Annotated in this window: 18 protein-coding genes and 1 pseudogene; 10 read left to right on the forward strand and 9 right to left on the reverse strand. The window is 61.9% G+C overall.

The features are described from left to right. Positions 1-8 precede the first annotated feature (8 nt). Complete coding sequence (locus tag X757_RS137315) at positions 9-1,226, forward strand: NAD(P)/FAD-dependent oxidoreductase (RefSeq protein ID WP_198024435.1); 1,218 nt, start codon at positions 9-11, stop codon at positions 1,224-1,226. A gap of 133 nt (positions 1,227-1,359) precedes the next feature. Here the strand turns inward: X757_RS137315 and X757_RS137310 are convergent, their stop codons facing one another. From X757_RS137310 to hslV, 5 genes are all read right to left on the reverse strand, one after another. Further along, entirely contained in the window at positions 1,360-2,316 is a 957-nt protein-coding gene (locus X757_RS137310; protein WP_023710440.1) for a DUF1402 family protein, read from the reverse strand. 276 nt (positions 2,317-2,592) lie between these two features. Continuing rightward, complete coding sequence (hslU, locus tag X757_RS137305; RefSeq protein ID WP_023727850.1) at positions 2,593-3,906, reverse strand: ATP-dependent protease ATPase subunit HslU; 1,314 nt, start codon at positions 3,904-3,906, stop codon at positions 2,593-2,595. Between the two features lies 1 nt (position 3,907). Next, positions 3,908-4,510 (reverse strand): DUF2585 domain-containing protein, encoded by a 603-nt coding sequence (locus X757_RS137300; RefSeq protein WP_023727851.1) that lies wholly within the window; start codon positions 4,508-4,510, stop codon positions 3,908-3,910. A 4-nt stretch (positions 4,511-4,514) separates the two neighbouring features. Further along, positions 4,515-5,042 (reverse strand): GNAT family N-acetyltransferase, encoded by a 528-nt coding sequence (locus X757_RS137295; RefSeq protein WP_023727852.1) that lies wholly within the window; start codon positions 5,040-5,042, stop codon positions 4,515-4,517. Continuing rightward, positions 5,032-5,583 carry an ATP-dependent protease subunit HslV gene (gene hslV, locus X757_RS137290; protein ID WP_023672322.1) on the reverse strand — a complete coding sequence of 184 codons (552 nt, stop codon included), beginning with the start codon at positions 5,581-5,583 and terminating at the stop codon, positions 5,032-5,034. Before hslV ends, X757_RS137295 begins: the two co-directional genes overlap by 11 nt. Before the next feature lie 237 nt (positions 5,584-5,820). Between hslV and hisB the strand changes: the two genes are divergently transcribed. From hisB to coaA, 9 genes are all read left to right on the forward strand, one after another. Continuing rightward, positions 5,821-6,420, forward strand: coding sequence for an imidazoleglycerol-phosphate dehydratase HisB (gene hisB / locus X757_RS137285; protein WP_023727853.1), 600 nt, complete (start codon positions 5,821-5,823; stop codon positions 6,418-6,420). A 4-nt stretch (positions 6,421-6,424) separates the two neighbouring features. Beyond that, positions 6,425-6,901: a DUF2628 domain-containing protein gene (locus X757_RS137280; protein WP_023727854.1), complete on the forward strand. Its 477-nt coding sequence runs from the start codon at positions 6,425-6,427 to the stop codon at positions 6,899-6,901. 1 nt (position 6,902) lies between these two features. After that, positions 6,903-7,553 carry an imidazole glycerol phosphate synthase subunit HisH gene (gene hisH / locus X757_RS137275; RefSeq protein ID WP_023681413.1) on the forward strand — a complete coding sequence of 217 codons (651 nt, stop codon included), beginning with the start codon at positions 6,903-6,905 and terminating at the stop codon, positions 7,551-7,553. Between the two features lies 1 nt (position 7,554). Then, positions 7,555-7,845 (forward strand): DUF1330 domain-containing protein, encoded by a 291-nt coding sequence (locus X757_RS137270; RefSeq protein ID WP_023681412.1) that lies wholly within the window; start codon positions 7,555-7,557, stop codon positions 7,843-7,845. A gap of 3 nt (positions 7,846-7,848) precedes the next feature. Further along, positions 7,849-8,595 carry a 1-(5-phosphoribosyl)-5-[(5-phosphoribosylamino)methylideneamino]imidazole-4-carboxamide isomerase gene (gene hisA / locus X757_RS137265; RefSeq protein WP_023727855.1) on the forward strand — a complete coding sequence of 249 codons (747 nt, stop codon included), beginning with the start codon at positions 7,849-7,851 and terminating at the stop codon, positions 8,593-8,595. Next, complete coding sequence (locus tag X757_RS137260; RefSeq protein ID WP_023727856.1) at positions 8,592-9,428, forward strand: arginase family protein; 837 nt, start codon at positions 8,592-8,594, stop codon at positions 9,426-9,428. The genes hisA and X757_RS137260 overlap by 4 nt, the downstream gene beginning before the upstream one ends. Beyond that, the gene (gene hisF / locus X757_RS137255; RefSeq protein ID WP_031251675.1) at positions 9,425-10,231 is read left to right on the forward strand and encodes an imidazole glycerol phosphate synthase subunit HisF; all 807 of its coding nucleotides are present in this window, start codon (positions 9,425-9,427) and stop codon (positions 10,229-10,231) included. The genes X757_RS137260 and hisF overlap by 4 nt, the downstream gene beginning before the upstream one ends. 8 nt (positions 10,232-10,239) lie before the next feature. Then, positions 10,240-10,563 (forward strand): phosphoribosyl-ATP diphosphatase, encoded by a 324-nt coding sequence (locus X757_RS137250; RefSeq protein WP_023672314.1) that lies wholly within the window; start codon positions 10,240-10,242, stop codon positions 10,561-10,563. A 132-nt stretch (positions 10,564-10,695) separates the two neighbouring features. Then, positions 10,696-11,655 carry a type I pantothenate kinase gene (coaA, locus tag X757_RS137245; protein ID WP_023672313.1) on the forward strand — a complete coding sequence of 320 codons (960 nt, stop codon included), beginning with the start codon at positions 10,696-10,698 and terminating at the stop codon, positions 11,653-11,655. Here coaA and X757_RS137240 read toward each other — a convergent pair. The 4 genes and pseudogenes from X757_RS137240 to X757_RS137225 form a co-directional block, all read right to left on the reverse strand. After that, entirely contained in the window at positions 11,642-12,781 is a 1,140-nt protein-coding gene (locus X757_RS137240) for a phosphatase PAP2 family protein (protein ID WP_023694619.1), read from the reverse strand. The genes coaA and X757_RS137240 overlap by 14 nt on opposite strands. 58 nt (positions 12,782-12,839) lie before the next feature. Further along, a complete protein-coding gene (locus X757_RS137235) occupies positions 12,840-13,928 on the reverse strand; it encodes a phosphatase PAP2 family protein (protein WP_081725589.1) in 1,089 nt (362 codons plus the stop codon). A 79-nt stretch (positions 13,929-14,007) separates the two neighbouring features. Beyond that, positions 14,008-14,367 (reverse strand): annotated as a pseudogene (locus tag X757_RS137230) (alpha-ketoglutarate-dependent dioxygenase AlkB); the annotation flags it as partial. 6 nt (positions 14,368-14,373) lie between these two features. Further along, positions 14,374-14,648, reverse strand: a 275-nt coding sequence (locus tag X757_RS137225; RefSeq protein ID WP_023727859.1) for an IS256 family transposase, incomplete at its 5' end; no start/stop codon positions are given.

Below are 14,648 nucleotides of genomic sequence, written 5' to 3' on the forward strand. Positions count from 1 at the left end.
AGGCGGGAATGGTCATCATTGGCGCCGGCGAGTGCGGCGGGCGGGCAGCCCTTGCTCTGCGCGAACTGGGCTATGACGGGCCGGTGACGCTGGTGGGTGAGGAACCCCATCTGCCCTATGAGCGGCCGCCCCTGTCCAAGGACGCAATGACGAGCGACGCGGCCGAGATCAAGACGATCGCCAGCGACGAAATTCTGGCCGAGAAATCGATCCGGCATATCCATTCCGTTCAAGCGGTGGCGATCGACCGCCCGGCGCATATGGTGCGGCTGTCGGACGGTTCGGCCCTGCCCTACGACAAGCTGCTGCTGGCGACCGGCTCGACACCGCGCAAGCTGCCGATGCCGGGATTGGGGTCGCGCTGCGTCTACCTCCGCACCTTTGCCGACGCGCTGGCCATTCGCGCCCACCTCAGCCCGGCAAACCGCATCGCCATCATTGGTGGTGGCTTTATCGGCCTGGAGCTCGCCGCTTCGGCGCGCAAGGCAGGGGCTGCCGTCTCCGTCATTGAGGCGCAGCCGCGCATCCTCCTGCGCGGGGTGCCGGCGGAGATCGCTGAAATCATCCATCAGGCGCATGAGGCCGAAGGCGTGACCGTGCTCACCGGTCAGGGCATCGCTGATATCGCCGACGACGGCGCTGAGGTGCACATCATGCTCGCCGATGGGCAGGACATCGTCGCCGATCTCGCCGTCATCGGCATCGGCGCCGTGCCGGTGACCGGGCTTGCCGCGGAAGCGGGCCTGACCGTCGATAACGGCATCGCCGTCAATGGCGAACTCCAAACAATCGATCCCGACATCTTCGCCGCCGGCGATTGCTGCTCGTTTCCGCTCGCTGTCTATGCTGGCCGGCGGGTGCGGCTGGAAGCCTGGCGCAATGCGCAGGAACAGGGTGCGCTGGCCGCGAAGAACATGCTGGGCGCCCGCGAAGCGCATGCCGCGGTGCCATGGTTCTGGTCGGATCAGTATGGTTTGTCGCTGCAGGTCGCCGGCCTTTCGGACGAGGGCAAAAGCACGGTCCGCCGCGATCTCGGCGACGGTGCTTTTATTCTGTTTCATCTGGCCGAGGATGGCAGGCTGGTGGCGGCGAGCGGCCTCGGTACGGGCAATGCCGTGGCGCGCGACATCAGGCTGGCCGAGATGCTGATCGCCAAGCGGGCTAGGCCGGCGCCGGAGGCGTTGGGGTCGCCGGATGTGAAGCTGAAGTCGTTGCTGGCAGCGTGAAGGACTGACTTACCCTCCCCTTGTGGGGAGGGTCGCTGCGAAGCAGCGGGGCGGGGGTGCGGCACCGGCCTCCACCCGGACCTGCGGTCCGACCTCCCCACAAAGGGGGAGGTAGACGGCTGAGCTAAGCCCGCTAAAACAGCGCCTTCAGCTCGTCCAGCTTGTCGTTGACCAGCCAGCCGTAATAATTCTCCTCGGGCAGTTTGACCGCCTCACCCGCCGCGCGGCGCTTGTCGTTCTCGGCCTTCAGCGCATAGGCGCGCTGCTCGGGATTGCCGACATTGTAGAGCGTGGCGGTCAGCCCCGGATTGCCTGAGATGTCGAAGCCGGCAATGTTTTTGTAGGCGTCGATCGACTTCCTGATCGTCGCTGCGACGTAGGGCAATGTCAGGTCCGGATCCATGATGGTCTTGTAGACCCCATTGGGATCGCCGACATCGAGCTCGGGCAGCCCCGACACCTTGTGCACGAGATCGCTCATCTGCAGCGCGGTCAGCGGGTTGAGCTGGCCGAGGCCAAAGGTCTGGCCGGCATAGTAGGGCTGGAAGAAGGTTGCGCCGAAGCGGTCGTTGGGAAAGCTTGTGCCGCCGACGGTCTTGCCGCGGAAGGAGCGGTTCCACACCTGCTCGCGGCATTCCCACAGGTCGTAGCTGTCCGACATCGTGCACTTCTTGAATTCCGGCCGCTGCACGAAATCGGTGATGTCCTCGCCGTCATAGGCGAAGGACAGCTTGCTGGAGAGGTAGGAGATCGCCTTGACGTAGTAGGTCTGCAGCCGGTCGTAGGCATCGACATTGTAGGTGTGCTCGCCGACGATGGCGCCGACGATGTGCAAGGGGTTGATGCCGTAAGCGGCAGCCGCCTTCCTGATTTTGGCGCGCAATTCGGCGTCGTTCTGCAACAGAGCGTAGACCTTGCGGTATTTGGCCTGGAAGGTGGTGTTGGTGGCCTGGGTGCGGCGGCTGGAGGCGCCCGGTATGTCAGGCTGCACGACATTGCGGTTGCCCGCCGGCACCAATGTCGCCGCGTCAGCCGCGAACAGCGTCGCCGCCAGCGTCAAGCCGAGAATGAGCAGGATCAGTTTTTTCATGCGCCGCCGCCTAGAGAATTGCCGCGCAAATTAGGTAAAGCTCCCGGTCGAGTCGAGAGCGCCCTTGCAGCCAGCAAGACGAAAGGTGGCCGCATGATACCATCCGGCCACACACGATGATGTTTGCCGGAAACTGTTGCCTAAGCATCGGCCCAAAAATCGAAACCGATTTTTGGAAAGTCCGATGCGTCGATTCAATACTGTTAGAGCGACCTTTGCGCGTCCAAAGGACGCGCGGCGCTCTAATACCGGCGCCGGATGAACCGGCGCCCTCGTTTAAAGGATGAATCGCGACAAATCTGTGTTTCGCGAGAGGTCGCCGACATGCTTTTCCACATAGGCGGCATCGATGGCGACGCTGGTGCCGTTGCGGTCGGGCGCGTCGTAGGAGATCTCGTCCAGCACGCGCTCCATCACCGTCTGCAGGCGTCTCGCTCCGATGTTTTCGACGCTAGCGTTGAGGTCGACAGCGATGCCGGCCAGCGAATCGATGGCATCGTCGGTGAAGGTGAGGTCGACGCCTTCGGTCTTCATCAGCGCGATATACTGCTTGATGAGGCTGGCCTCGGTCTCGGTGAGGATGCGAATGAAATCGTCCTTCTCCAGCGCCCGCAACTCGACACGGATCGGCAGGCGGCCCTGCAATTCCGGCAACAGGTCGGACGGCTTGGAGACATGGAAGGCGCCCGAGGCGATGAACAGGATGTGGTCGGTCTTCAACGGTCCATATTTGGTCGCCACCGTCGTGCCTTCGATCAGCGGCAGCAGGTCGCGCTGCACGCCTTCGCGTGAAACGCCGGCGCCCATGCCACCTTCGCGCGAGGCGATCTTGTCGATCTCGTCGAGGAAGACGATGCCGTCATTTTCGGTCGCGTCGAGCGCCCGGCGCACCACCTCGTCCTGGTCGAGCAGCTTGTCGGACTCGTCGTTGACCAGCAGCGCGTAGGATTCCTTGACCGTCGTCTTGCGCGCCTTGGTCTTCTTGCCACCCATCGCCTTCGACAGCATGTCGTTGATGTTGAGCACGCCGATATTAGCGCCCGGCATGCCGGGGATCTCGAAGCCGGGCATGCCGCCGGTGCCGGTGTCGGCAACCTCGATCTCGATCTCCTTGTCGTCGAGCTCGCCGTCGCGCAGCTTCTTGCGGAAGGAATCGCGGGTCGCCGGGCTCGCCGTCTTGCCGACCAGGGCTTCCAGCACGCGCTCCTCGGCATTGAGGTGCGCGCGCGCCTTCACGTCCTCGCGCATCTTCTCGCGCACCAGGCTGATGGCGATCTCGACCAGGTCGCGGATGATCTGCTCGACATCGCGGCCGACATAGCCGACTTCGGTGAACTTGGTGGCCTCGACCTTGACGAAGGGCGCACCGGCGAGTCGCGCCAGGCGGCGCGAGATCTCGGTCTTGCCGACGCCGGTCGGGCCGATCATCAGGATGTTCTTCGGCATCACCTCTTCGCGCATCTGGCCTTCCAGCTGCTGGCGGCGCCAGCGGTTGCGCAAGGCAATGGCCACGGCGCGCTTGGCGTCCTTCTGGCCGATGATGAAGCGGTCGAGTTCCGAAACGATTTCACGGGGAGAGAAGGTGGTCATATCACTGAATTCCACTTTGCCACTGCTTGATGGACTCGAACGGATGCAGCAGCATGATCACGTTGAGCGTCAGATTGTCCCGGATGAGGTAGCCGACACCCAGTTCGAAGATGAGGGCGAGGCCGACGACCACCCATATAGGTAGCTTTCTGGCCATCACAAACCCCAGCACCATGGCCAGCGTGTCGGACACCGAATTGATGATGCTATCGCCATAGTAATCCAGCGAAATGGTGCCGGCGCGGTAGCGCTCGATGATGAACGGGCTGTTTTCCAGGAGTTCCCAGCCGCTCTCGATGACGACGGCGAAAGCCAGGCGCAGACCGATTGGCGAGCGCGGGAACAGGAACCAGGCCAAGGCGTAGAACAGGAAGCCGTGGATGATGTGCGAGAAGGTGTACCAGTCGGAAATATGCTGGGAATTCTCCGAACTGTTCACCACACCGTGCCAGAGTTTGACGTAACCGCAGGTGCAGATCGGCGTGCGGCCCATGCCGTAAAGCGCACCGGCCTGGAAGATGAGCAGAGCGAGCACGAGCAGAAGCCCCATGCGCCAGCTGTCTTCGTAGGCCGAGTAATTTTTGGCAGTGCCCGGTGTCGCCATCAACTCATTCCCCTTCTTCCACGTCGCTCTCTTTGCCATCGACAGCCATCAGCACGGCGTCGCCATATCTAGAGTGCCTGCGATCAATGACGCGGAATCCGGCCTTTTCATAGGCGCGGATGGCACGGCCATTGCCGGGATGCGGATCGATTATGACGCGCGGCGCGCCTTCCTCGAACAGTTGCTCGACGAATTGCCTGACGATCGCCGAGCCATGACCTTTGCCAACCAGGTCAGGCACGCCGATCGACAGGTCGATGCCGAGCGTGCCGAACGGCTGGTCGGCATAGGGATGGTCCTCTTCCAGATGCGGATCGTAGCTCTGCAGATAGGCGATCGGCCTGCCGTCGAGCTCGACGATCAGCGGCTCTACAGAAATAGAGTCAATGTGCTCCCGGATTTCGGCGATTTCCGTCTCCGGATCGTCCCACCATTCGGCGACATGCGGCTCGGCCAGCCAGCCGGCGATCATCGGCAGGTCTTTTTCGGTAACCGGTCGAAAATCATAGAGCACCGGCGGGTTAGCCGGCATCGAGCGTTTCGACAACGAAGTTGTTGTTGGTGTAGACGCAAATGTCGGAGGCGATCTGCATCGCCTTGCGGGCGATCTCCTCGGCATCCTTGTCGCTGTCCATCAGCGCGCGGGCAGCGGCCAGCGCATAGTTGCCGCCGGAACCGATGGCCATGACGCCGAATTCGGGCTCCAGCACGTCGCCGGTGCCGGTGAGCGCCAGCGAAACCGACTTGTCGGCCACCAGCATCATTGCTTCCAGCCGGCGCAGATAACGGTCGGTGCGCCAGTCCTTGGCGAGCTCGACGCAGGCGCGCGTCAACTGGTCGGGATATTGTTCGAGCTTGGCTTCCAGCCGCTCCAGAAGGGTGAAAGCATCCGCCGTGGCGCCGGCGAAACCCGCAATGACATTGCCGCCTTTGCCGATGCGGCGCACCTTTTTGGCGTTGCCTTTCATGATGGTCTGGCCAAGGCTGACCTGGCCGTCGCCGGCGATCACCACCTTGTTGCCCTTGCGCACCGTCACGATGGTCGTGGCGTGCATGCTCAGTTCATTCGACATTTTTAGCTCCGATTCGCGCGATCCCGATAAGGCGATTGGCGCGCGGTACGAGTGATTTCGATCGGCCATATGTATGCATGGGGCGGGTGATTGCAAACGGCGTCCGCCATGGCCGGTGGCTGTCCGCATCGCAACTGGCAATCGCCGGATCATGCTGCTAGAAGGCTTTCGTTTTCAAGCAAATGACAGCTTGGAACCCCGTCTTGAGTTTCGAACCCCTCAGCCAAGGACAAGGTCATGGCGTCCCGTTCCGCCGAAGTCAGCCGCAAGACCAAGGAAACCGAGATCAGTGTCTCGGTCCATGTCGACGGCACCGGAAAATCCGACATGTCGAGCGGCGTCGGCTTCTTCGACCATATGCTGGACCAGCTGTCGCGCCACTCGCTGATCGACATGACGGTGAAGGCGAAGGGCGACCTGCACATTGACGACCACCACACGGTCGAGGACACCGGCATTGCGATCGGCCAGGCGCTGGCCAAGGCGCTGGGCGAGCGGCGCGGCATCATGCGCTATGCCTCTGTCGACCTTGCCATGGACGAGACGCTGACGCGGGCCGCGATCGACGTGTCGGGCCGTCCGTTCCTGGTCTGGAATGTCGCCTTCTCGTCGCCCAAGATCGGCACGTTCGACACCGAACTGGTGCGTGAATTCTTCCAGGCGCTGGCGCAGAATGCCGGCATCACGCTGCATGTCACCAACCATTACGGCGCCAACAATCACCATATTGCCGAGACCTGCTTCAAGGCGGTGGCGCGCGCGCTGCGTTTCGCACTGGAGCGCGACCCGCGCCAGCCGGAAGCGGTTCCCTCCACCAAGGGATCTCTGAAAGGGTAGGCTGATGGCCATCTATGTCGTGATGGAACCGCCAGGCCGCACCGAGGCGGCCGACGCACCCATTTTTGTCCGCGACGGTTTTTCCTGGCTGGCTTTCCTGGTGGCGCCGCTGTGGCTCGCCTGGCACCGGCTTTGGATCGAGGCCGCGCTCGCCTTCGTCGCCATGGGGCTTATCTCGGTGCTCGGCCAATGGCTGGGACTGGACTGGGCCGGCTCCGCACTGTCTTTACTGGTCTTGCTCTATATCGGGCTGGAAGGCCAAGGGTTGCGGCTCGCAGCCCTTCGCCGCCGCGGCTGGCATGAATGGGGCGTCATCGAAGCCGACAATCCTGACGATGCCGACATTCGCCTGACGCTGGATGCCGAGGCGCTTGCCGATGAGCCGGCGCCGCTGCCGCGCATCGTGCCGGACGCCAGCCTGGCCCGGCCGGCTCAGATCGGGCTGACGCTGGGCCTGAGCCATACGCCGGGAAAAGCCTGAGATGCGGGTCGCCATCATCGATTACGGGTCGGGCAATCTGCGCTCGGCCACCAAGGCCTTCGAGCGCGCCGCGCATGAAGCCGGCATTGCCGCTGCCATCGAGCTGACCGCCGATGCCGAGCGTGTGCGCAGCGCCGACCGCATCGTTTTGCCCGGCGTCGGCGCCTATGCCGATTGCGCGGCGGGCCTGCGCGGCGTCGCCGGCATGTGGGAAGCGGTGGAAGAGGTAGCGATCGCCAAGGCGCGGCCGTTCCTCGGCATCTGCGTCGGCATGCAGCTGATGTCGGAGCGCGGCCTGGAAAAGACCGTGACCAAGGGCTTCGGCTGGATTGCCGGCGACGTCAAGGAGATCACGCCCGCCGATCCGGCGCTGAAGATCCCGCAAATCGGCTGGAACACCATCGATCTGGAGCGCAAGCATCCGCTGTTTTCCGGCATTGCAACCGGACCCAAGGGTCTGCACGCCTATTTCGTTCATTCCTATCATCTCGACGCGACAAGGCCGGACGAGGTGCTGGCCGTCGCCGATTATGGCGGCCCGGTAACGGCGGCGGTCGCGCGCGGCAACCTTGCCGGCACGCAATTCCATCCGGAAAAGAGCCAGGCGCTCGGCCTGGCACTGATCACCAATTTCCTGCGCTGGAGGCCTTGAGATGAGCAAGAAGGGCTACTGGATGGCGATGGTCGATGTGACCGATCCGGAAAACTATCCAAAATACATCGCCGCAAACAAAGCGGCGTTCGACAAATACGGCGCGAAATTCCTGACGCGAGGCGGTCAGTCGTCAAGCCCGGAAGGGCCATCCGGCAATCGCCATGTGATCGTCGAGTTCGAAAGCTACGAGATCGCGCTGGCTTGCTTCCATTCCCCCGAATACCAGGCAGCGCTGAAATTCCGGCGCGCTTATTCGACCTCGCATTTCGCCATTGTGGAAGGGGTCTGAACGGTGATCCTGTTTCCCGCCATCGACCTCAAGGACGGCAAGTGCGTGCGGCTGAAGCACGGCGATATGGCGACCGCGACCGTCTACAATGACGATCCGGCGGCCCAGGCCAAGGCCTTCGAGGACCAGGGTTTTGATTGGCTGCACGTCGTCGACCTCAATGGCGCGTTCAAAGGCCAAAGCGTCAACAGCGCGGCGGTCGGCGCCATCCTCAAGGCGACGAAAAACCCGGTGCAGCTCGGCGGCGGCATCCGCACGCTGGCGCAGATCGAGGACTGGCTCGACCGCGGGCTGGCCCGGGTCATCCTCGGCACGGTGGCGGTGCGCGATCCCGACCTGGTCCGGGAAGCCTGCAAGGAATTTCCTGGAAAGATCGCCGTGGGCATCGACGCCAAGGGCGGCAAGGTGGCGGTCGAAGGCTGGGCCGAGGCCTCCAGCCTCGGCGTCATCGAACTGGCGCAGAAATTCGAAGGCGCCGGCGTTGCCGCCATCATCTACACCGATATCGACCGCGACGGCGTTCTGACCGGCATCAACTGGGCTGCCACGATCGATCTCGCCGACGCGGTGTCGATCCCGGTCATCGCCTCGGGCGGGCTGGCCTCGATCGCCGACATCGTGCGCATGACCATGCCCGACGCAAAGAAACTCGAAGGCGCCATCTCCGGCCGCGCGCTCTATGACGGGCGCATCGATCCGGCCGAGGCGCTTGCGGTGCTGCAGGGCAAGGCTATGGAGGCCCGATCTTGAAGATCTCCATCATCCTGGCCTCCTATGACAGCGGCCACTATCACGGCGGCATGGGCCGAGGCCCGGATGCACTCGTCGCCGGCGGGCTGGTCGACGCGCTGACGCTCTCCGGGCATGACGTCGTCGTCACCGATATCGGCAGGGTTGGCGACGAACAGCAGCGCGAGATCGCCACCGGCTTTGCCGTGTGCGGCGCCGTCTCCGGCGAGGTCCGCATCGCCATAGACCGCGGCCGGCTTCCCATCGTGCTGGCCGGCAATTGTCTGACATCGGCCGGTGCGGTTGCCGGCGAGGATGCCGATGCGATCATCTGGGCCGACCAGCATGGCGATCTCAACACGCCGGAGACGTCCATCTTCGGCTTTCTCGACGGCATGGCGCTGGCCACGGTTCTCGGCCTGTGCTGGAAGCCGATGGCCTCGGCCATCCCCGGCTTCAAGCCGATCGATCCGGCGCGCTGCGTGCTGGTCAACGCGCGCGATCTCGATCCGGCCGAAACAGAGCTGTTGAAGACGTTGCCGGTCATCCGCACCGAATGCCCGGACTGGGCGACGGCGAGCGGCAGGCTGAAGGCGCCGGATGCGAAGCGGGTGCACCTGCATCTCGATCTCGACGTGCACGACCCCGGGGCGCTGCAGGTCAACCGCTACACCACGCCCGGCGGCCCGGAGCCGAAACAGCTGCGTCAGGCTGTCTGCGGCATGGCCGGCCTGCTGCCGATTTCCGGCATCACCATTTCCGCCTACGATCCGGCGTTCGATGCGCAGGCCGAGGTTCCGCCGCTGGTCGGCGAACTGCTCAGCGAGTTGCTGGCGACGATGGAGAAGGGCTGATGCTGAAGGCCCGAGTCATCCCTTGCCTCGACGTCAAGAACGGCCGCGTCGTCAAGGGCGTCAATTTCGTCGACCTCATCGATGCCGGTGATCCGGTCGAGGCGGCCAAAGCCTATGACGCGGCCGGCGCTGACGAGCTTTGCTTTCTCGATATCACCGCGTCGTCCGACAACCGTGAAACCATCTTCGACGTCGTCGCCCGCACCGCCGAACAATGCTTCATGCCGCTGACCGTCGGCGGCGGCGTGCGCCAGGTGGCCGATATCCGCAAACTGTTGCTGGCCGGCGCCGACAAGGTGTCGATCAACACTGCGGCGGTGAAGAACCCCGATTTCGTCGCGGAAGCCGCCGACAAGTTCGGCAACCAGTGTATTGTCGTGGCCATCGACGCCAAGAAGGTGTCGGCGCCGAAAGAGCCCGGCCGCTGGGAGATCTTCACCCATGGCGGCCGTGAAAAGACCGGCATCGATGCGGTCGAGTTCGCGCGAAAAATGGTTGATCGCGGCGCTGGCGAGATTCTTTTGACCTCGATGGACCGTGACGGCACCAAGGCCGGCTACGACATTGCGCTGACCCGCGCGATAGCCGATGCGGTTCGCGTGCCAGTCATCGCGTCGGGCGGCGTCGGCACGCTCGACCATCTGGTCGAGGGCATTCGCGACGGCCATGCCGGCGCCGTGCTCGCCGCCTCGATCTTCCATTTCGGCACTTACACGATTACGGAAGCCAAGGCGCATATGGCCGAGGCCGGGCTGCCGATGCGCCTGGACTATCCGGTTCAATCCACTCCACAAAGGCTGTAGGCTGCGCCATGGCTGAATTTTCGCTGTCCGATCTGGAAACGATCATTGGCGAACGCGCCCGTTCCGGCGACCCGGACTCGTGGACGGCAAAACTGTTCGCCAAAGGCATCGACAAGGCGGCGCAGAAGCTTGGTGAAGAGGCAGTCGAGACCGTCATTGCCGCCGTCAAGGGCGACAAAAATGCCCTCGTTTCCGAAAGTGCCGATCTCATATATCATTGGCTCGTCGTGCTTGGCATGGCCGGCGTTTCGCTGGGCGAGGTGCTGAAGGAGCTTGAGGGCCGTACCGGCCGTTCGGGCGTCACTGAAAAGGCATCCCGGCCGAAAGGCTGACCGCGAGAGCCGGATGATTTCGGGCCGAGGCCTTAAATCTGAATCCGTCTCTAAATTGATAGAGGGAGCATGATGTCGCCCGAAAACCGCTTCACACTTTTCGGCCTCATGCTCTAGAGGGCAGGAAACTCGATGGACCAGCTCGCTCCGACCGAGAAATATTCCCCCTATCGTTTCTTCTCGGCCGAGCAATGGTCGAACTTCCGCGCCGACACGCCGATGACGCTGGGCGAAGACGAGATCAACCGTCTGCGCTCACTGAACGATCCGGTCGACCTGGAAGAAGTCAAGCGCATCTATCTGTCGCTCTCGCGGCTGCTTTCGGCGCATGTCGAGGCCAGCCAGTTGCTGTTTCGCCAGCGCCAGGCCTTCTTCAACGCGCTGGATGTGGTCAAGACACCGTTCATCATCGGCATTGCCGGTTCGGTTGCGGTCGGCAAATCGACCACGGCGCGCGTGCTGAAGGAGCTTCTGGCGCGCTGGCCGTCGAGCCCCAAGGTCGATCTCATCACCACCGACGGTTTTCTCTTACCCAACAAGGTGTTGCGACGCGACAATCTGATGGAGCGCAAGGGCTTTCCCGACAGCTACGATGTCGGTGCGCTGCTGCGTTTCCTCTCGGGCATCAAGTCGGCGCAGCGCAATGTCCGCGCGCCCGTCTATTCGCATTTGACCTATGACGTCATTCCCGGCGAGTTCGTCACCATCGACCGGCCCGACATTCTGATCTTCGAAGGCATCAACGTTCTGCAGCCCGGCAAATTGCCGAAGGACGGCAAGATAGTGCCGTTCCTGTCGGATTTCTTCGATTTCGCAATTTATATCGACGCCGACGAAAAGCTGATCCACCAATGGTACATCGCCCGCTTCATGCGGCTGCGCGAGACGGCCTTCCGCAATCCGGACTCCTTCTTCCACCGCTATTCGCAGCTTTCGGAAGACGCCGCGCGCGCCATTGCGGAAGGCTTGTGGGCCAACATCAACCTGAAAAACCTGCGCGAGAACATCGTGCCGACACGGGCGCGCGCCGACCTCATCCTGCGCAAGGGCGCCAATCATTTGGTCGAGGAAGTGGCGCTCAGGAAACTGTGACCGCCGCCTCCGGGCTGGTCGCGATATCGGCCGATTGCGTATCCTGCGCCGGTCGCCGGACATAGCGCCGGTCGGCCGGGACGAGTTTGCGCGCCGCGACATAGACAATCACCGAGACAGCAGCTGCGGCATAGCCGTCGATTGCATAGTGCCACGCCAGATAAACCGAGCTGACGGCAACAAAGGCCACATAGACAAACGCTACAGCGCCGAGACGGCGATTGTACTCCCATGCAAAAAGTGCGTTGAGCATCGCCAAGCCGACATGCACGCTGGGAAAGGCCGAAATGCCTGACGCGAAACCGGTCTGCCTGGCCTCATGAAGCCTCCACAAATATTGCTGGTAGGAAACAGCGGAATTGGAGGATTCGGCGCCGCGGGCCAAGAATGCGAGCTGTTCGCCAAACCGCGCCGTGTCGCCCGTGACCATCCCGTAAAACGCCGGACCAGCCGACAGGAACAGTCCAGCCAATATGTTGCCGACGACGATCCAAACCACCATGAAGCAGATGACATAGCGCGTTCGAACCGACGCCGTCCGGGGCGATGTCGCGACGAAGAACAAGGCGCCAAAATTGAGGACAAACCAGAATACGTTGTAATTCCACTCGATGGCAGCCCGCACGAAATCGTTTTTGGCCACCAGATAGAGCCAGCGCCACGGATCGGCGCCGAAATGCAGGAACGCATCGATGTCGGCATGCAGCACGTCAAATGGAAAGCCGTCCTGCCAGACCGGCATTCCGTTCTTCACCGAGGTGAATGTGCCTTGAAAGATCATGAGCGCCATGAGGAGGCATAGACCCGAGAGCGAATATGCCAGCCGCGATGTCGAGAACACATATTTCGCCGCCAGACGGCGCCTGATGTCGGTGCGATGTATAAGCAGGCTTATGTCAACAATAATGGCGAAGGTCGGCAGCATCAGGCCGTTCAACAATATCCACCGCCCGAAATATATCGAATACGCGCTGCGGTCGGCCGCGCCTATTGCATACAGAAAAACCAGTCCGGCCAATGTGTAGACGACGATGAACAGATAAACGCCTGAATCCCGGCGAATCAGCGGGATCGCTTGTTTGATGACTGCCCACAACTGACGGAAAACCACACTGCTCTTTGTCATTGTCCCGAGCCGACGTTGCAATGCCCGGGCACTTTATAAGGAAAATCTGTAGAATCGGTTAGTGCTGTGCGAGGACGCGCTCGCTCAAGAAAGCGTCGTCATTCGCCAGCCCCAATTTGCCACAGCCCCACCAGATGGCGAGCGCCGCGGCAATGCCGACAATTCCGTCCACGGCATAGTGCCACCCGAGGTGAATCGAGCCGAAGAACAACAAGACGCCAAAGGCCAGCATGGCGTGACCGAACCTGCGATCAATTGAGTACGCGACAGCCACAAACAGCGCCGCCTGCGCGTTGTGCATGCTGGGCATGGCCGAAATGCCACCGGGCAAATCGACACGGCCAGTATAGACCTCCCAAAGAAAATCCTGTGTCAAGGATGACGACAGCGGATAGATCGAGGCAACCTCGTCGAGATAGCGCATCAGATCGGCATATGGCGAGGGTGCGCCCGGCACCATTTCCGCAAAGTAACAAGGTCCTGCCGAGGAGAACAACGTTGCTATGACCAGGCCGATCAGGATCCACGAAATGACCGTCGCCCGCCAGTAGCGAAGGCGGATCCGCTCAGGCACGCGCGGACTGACAAGCAACCCCACCCAGAACAAGAACACCAGCAGCATCCACAGAGTGTACACTATGTCCAACAGGCGAGTTACCCAAGGCATGCCGACGACCGGCTGAATGATTTGCCACGCCTGATTCCCACCCAGGAGATTTGCATCCCAGTGGGAGAAAGTTTCGTCCCACTGGAAGGGGGCGACAATCGGAATCATCATTTTGTTGTAGAGGAATGCCGCCATGAAGAGAGCCAACACGACGCTAGCGCAGAAACCCCGCGCAAGGGTATTCGACATGCCTCCGAGGGAAGCGACCGCGATGCTGACTGGTGACCCATGGCGACCCTGAACGAGCGCGCAGGAACCAACCACGGCAACAAGGATAGAGCCCAGCAAAGGCAAAAAGCGCACAATTCGACCGGTATATTCAACAATATGGGGCAGGATCGAATCGCCCCTGATTGTCGCGATGAGAAAGGTCAACACGACAAATGCGAAGATCATTGCGCTGCGGCGGCCCTCACGCGCGAGCCATGCGGGAAACCGGTCCACATGCGAAGGACTTTGCACGATTTCAGAGGAAGCCATAGGAACGGCCCCAATCTTTTTGAGAACATTCCTTTGTGTCGCACCTATACTTTAACAAACAGTAAGTCGAAGAATACCTCTACTGCTCCAGGGTACGGTTGACCCGCCGCAGCGTCAGATTGATCCGGCCGCCATTTTTCAGCAGCGCCGAGGTCGACGGATAGATGCGGCCGACGCCGTGGAAGCAGAGCCGGCCTTCGCCGCCGAGCACGACGACGTCGCCGCTTTTCAGGCGGAACGATTTGGTACCGCCGTCGCGTGTGGCCCCCCTGCCCGTCACTTGGCCGACCCGGAACAGGCAATCGTCGCCAAGTGACACCGAGACCACTGGGGCCGAGAAATCGGCTTCGTCGCGATCCTGGTGCAGACCCATTTTGGCGTCCTGCGTATAGAAATTGAGGTTGTGTGCGTCAAGTTCTGCAAAATGGGGCAGCCATGATGCTGGTCATGCGGCTTGGCGCAGAGCGAGCTTCTTGTGCTCGCGCAGGTCGTCCATGTTGATGTATCGGTTGGCCTCCATCCAGTTTTCATTGGTCTCGACGGCCAACGCCCTGACCAGGCGCAGGCAGCTTTCGGTGTTGGGGAAGATGCGCACGACATAGGTGCGCCGGCGGATTTCCTCGTTGAGCCGTTCAAGCATGTTGGTGGACTTGAGGTGCTTGTGATGCTGACGCGGCAGCCGGAAGAAAGTCAGCGTCTGTTCTATGGCTTCTTCCGCCC

It is taken from the genome of Mesorhizobium sp. LSHC412B00 (assembly GCF_000503035.1).
Lineage (GTDB): Bacteria > Pseudomonadota > Alphaproteobacteria > Rhizobiales > Rhizobiaceae > Mesorhizobium.

Coding starts and splice junctions, on each gene's coding strand:
- X757_RS137270 (WP_023681412.1), top strand. CDS start 7,555: ATGAGCAAGAAGGGCTACTGGATGGCGATGGTCGATGTGACCGATCCG.
- hslU (WP_023727850.1), bottom strand. CDS start 3,906: ATGACCACCTTCTCTCCCCGTGAAATCGTTTCGGAACTCGACCGCTTC.
- hisH (WP_023681413.1), top strand. CDS start 6,903: ATGCGGGTCGCCATCATCGATTACGGGTCGGGCAATCTGCGCTCGGCC.
- X757_RS137240 (WP_023694619.1), bottom strand. CDS start 12,781: ATGACAAAGAGCAGTGTGGTTTTCCGTCAGTTGTGGGCAGTCATCAAA.
- X757_RS137310 (WP_023710440.1), bottom strand. CDS start 2,316: ATGAAAAAACTGATCCTGCTCATTCTCGGCTTGACGCTGGCGGCGACG.
- X757_RS137295 (WP_023727852.1), bottom strand. CDS start 5,042: ATGCCGGCTAACCCGCCGGTGCTCTATGATTTTCGACCGGTTACCGAA.
- hslV (WP_023672322.1), bottom strand. CDS start 5,583: ATGTCGAATGAACTGAGCATGCACGCCACGACCATCGTGACGGTGCGC.
- X757_RS137235 (WP_081725589.1), bottom strand. CDS start 13,928: ATGGCTTCCTCTGAAATCGTGCAAAGTCCTTCGCATGTGGACCGGTTT.
- hisB (WP_023727853.1), top strand. CDS start 5,821: ATGGCGTCCCGTTCCGCCGAAGTCAGCCGCAAGACCAAGGAAACCGAG.
- coaA (WP_023672313.1), top strand. CDS start 10,696: ATGGACCAGCTCGCTCCGACCGAGAAATATTCCCCCTATCGTTTCTTC.
- X757_RS137280 (WP_023727854.1), top strand. CDS start 6,425: ATGGCCATCTATGTCGTGATGGAACCGCCAGGCCGCACCGAGGCGGCC.
- X757_RS137300 (WP_023727851.1), bottom strand. CDS start 4,510: ATGGCGACACCGGGCACTGCCAAAAATTACTCGGCCTACGAAGACAGC.
- X757_RS137315 (WP_198024435.1), top strand. CDS start 9: ATGGTCATCATTGGCGCCGGCGAGTGCGGCGGGCGGGCAGCCCTTGCT.
- X757_RS137250 (WP_023672314.1), top strand. CDS start 10,240: ATGGCTGAATTTTCGCTGTCCGATCTGGAAACGATCATTGGCGAACGC.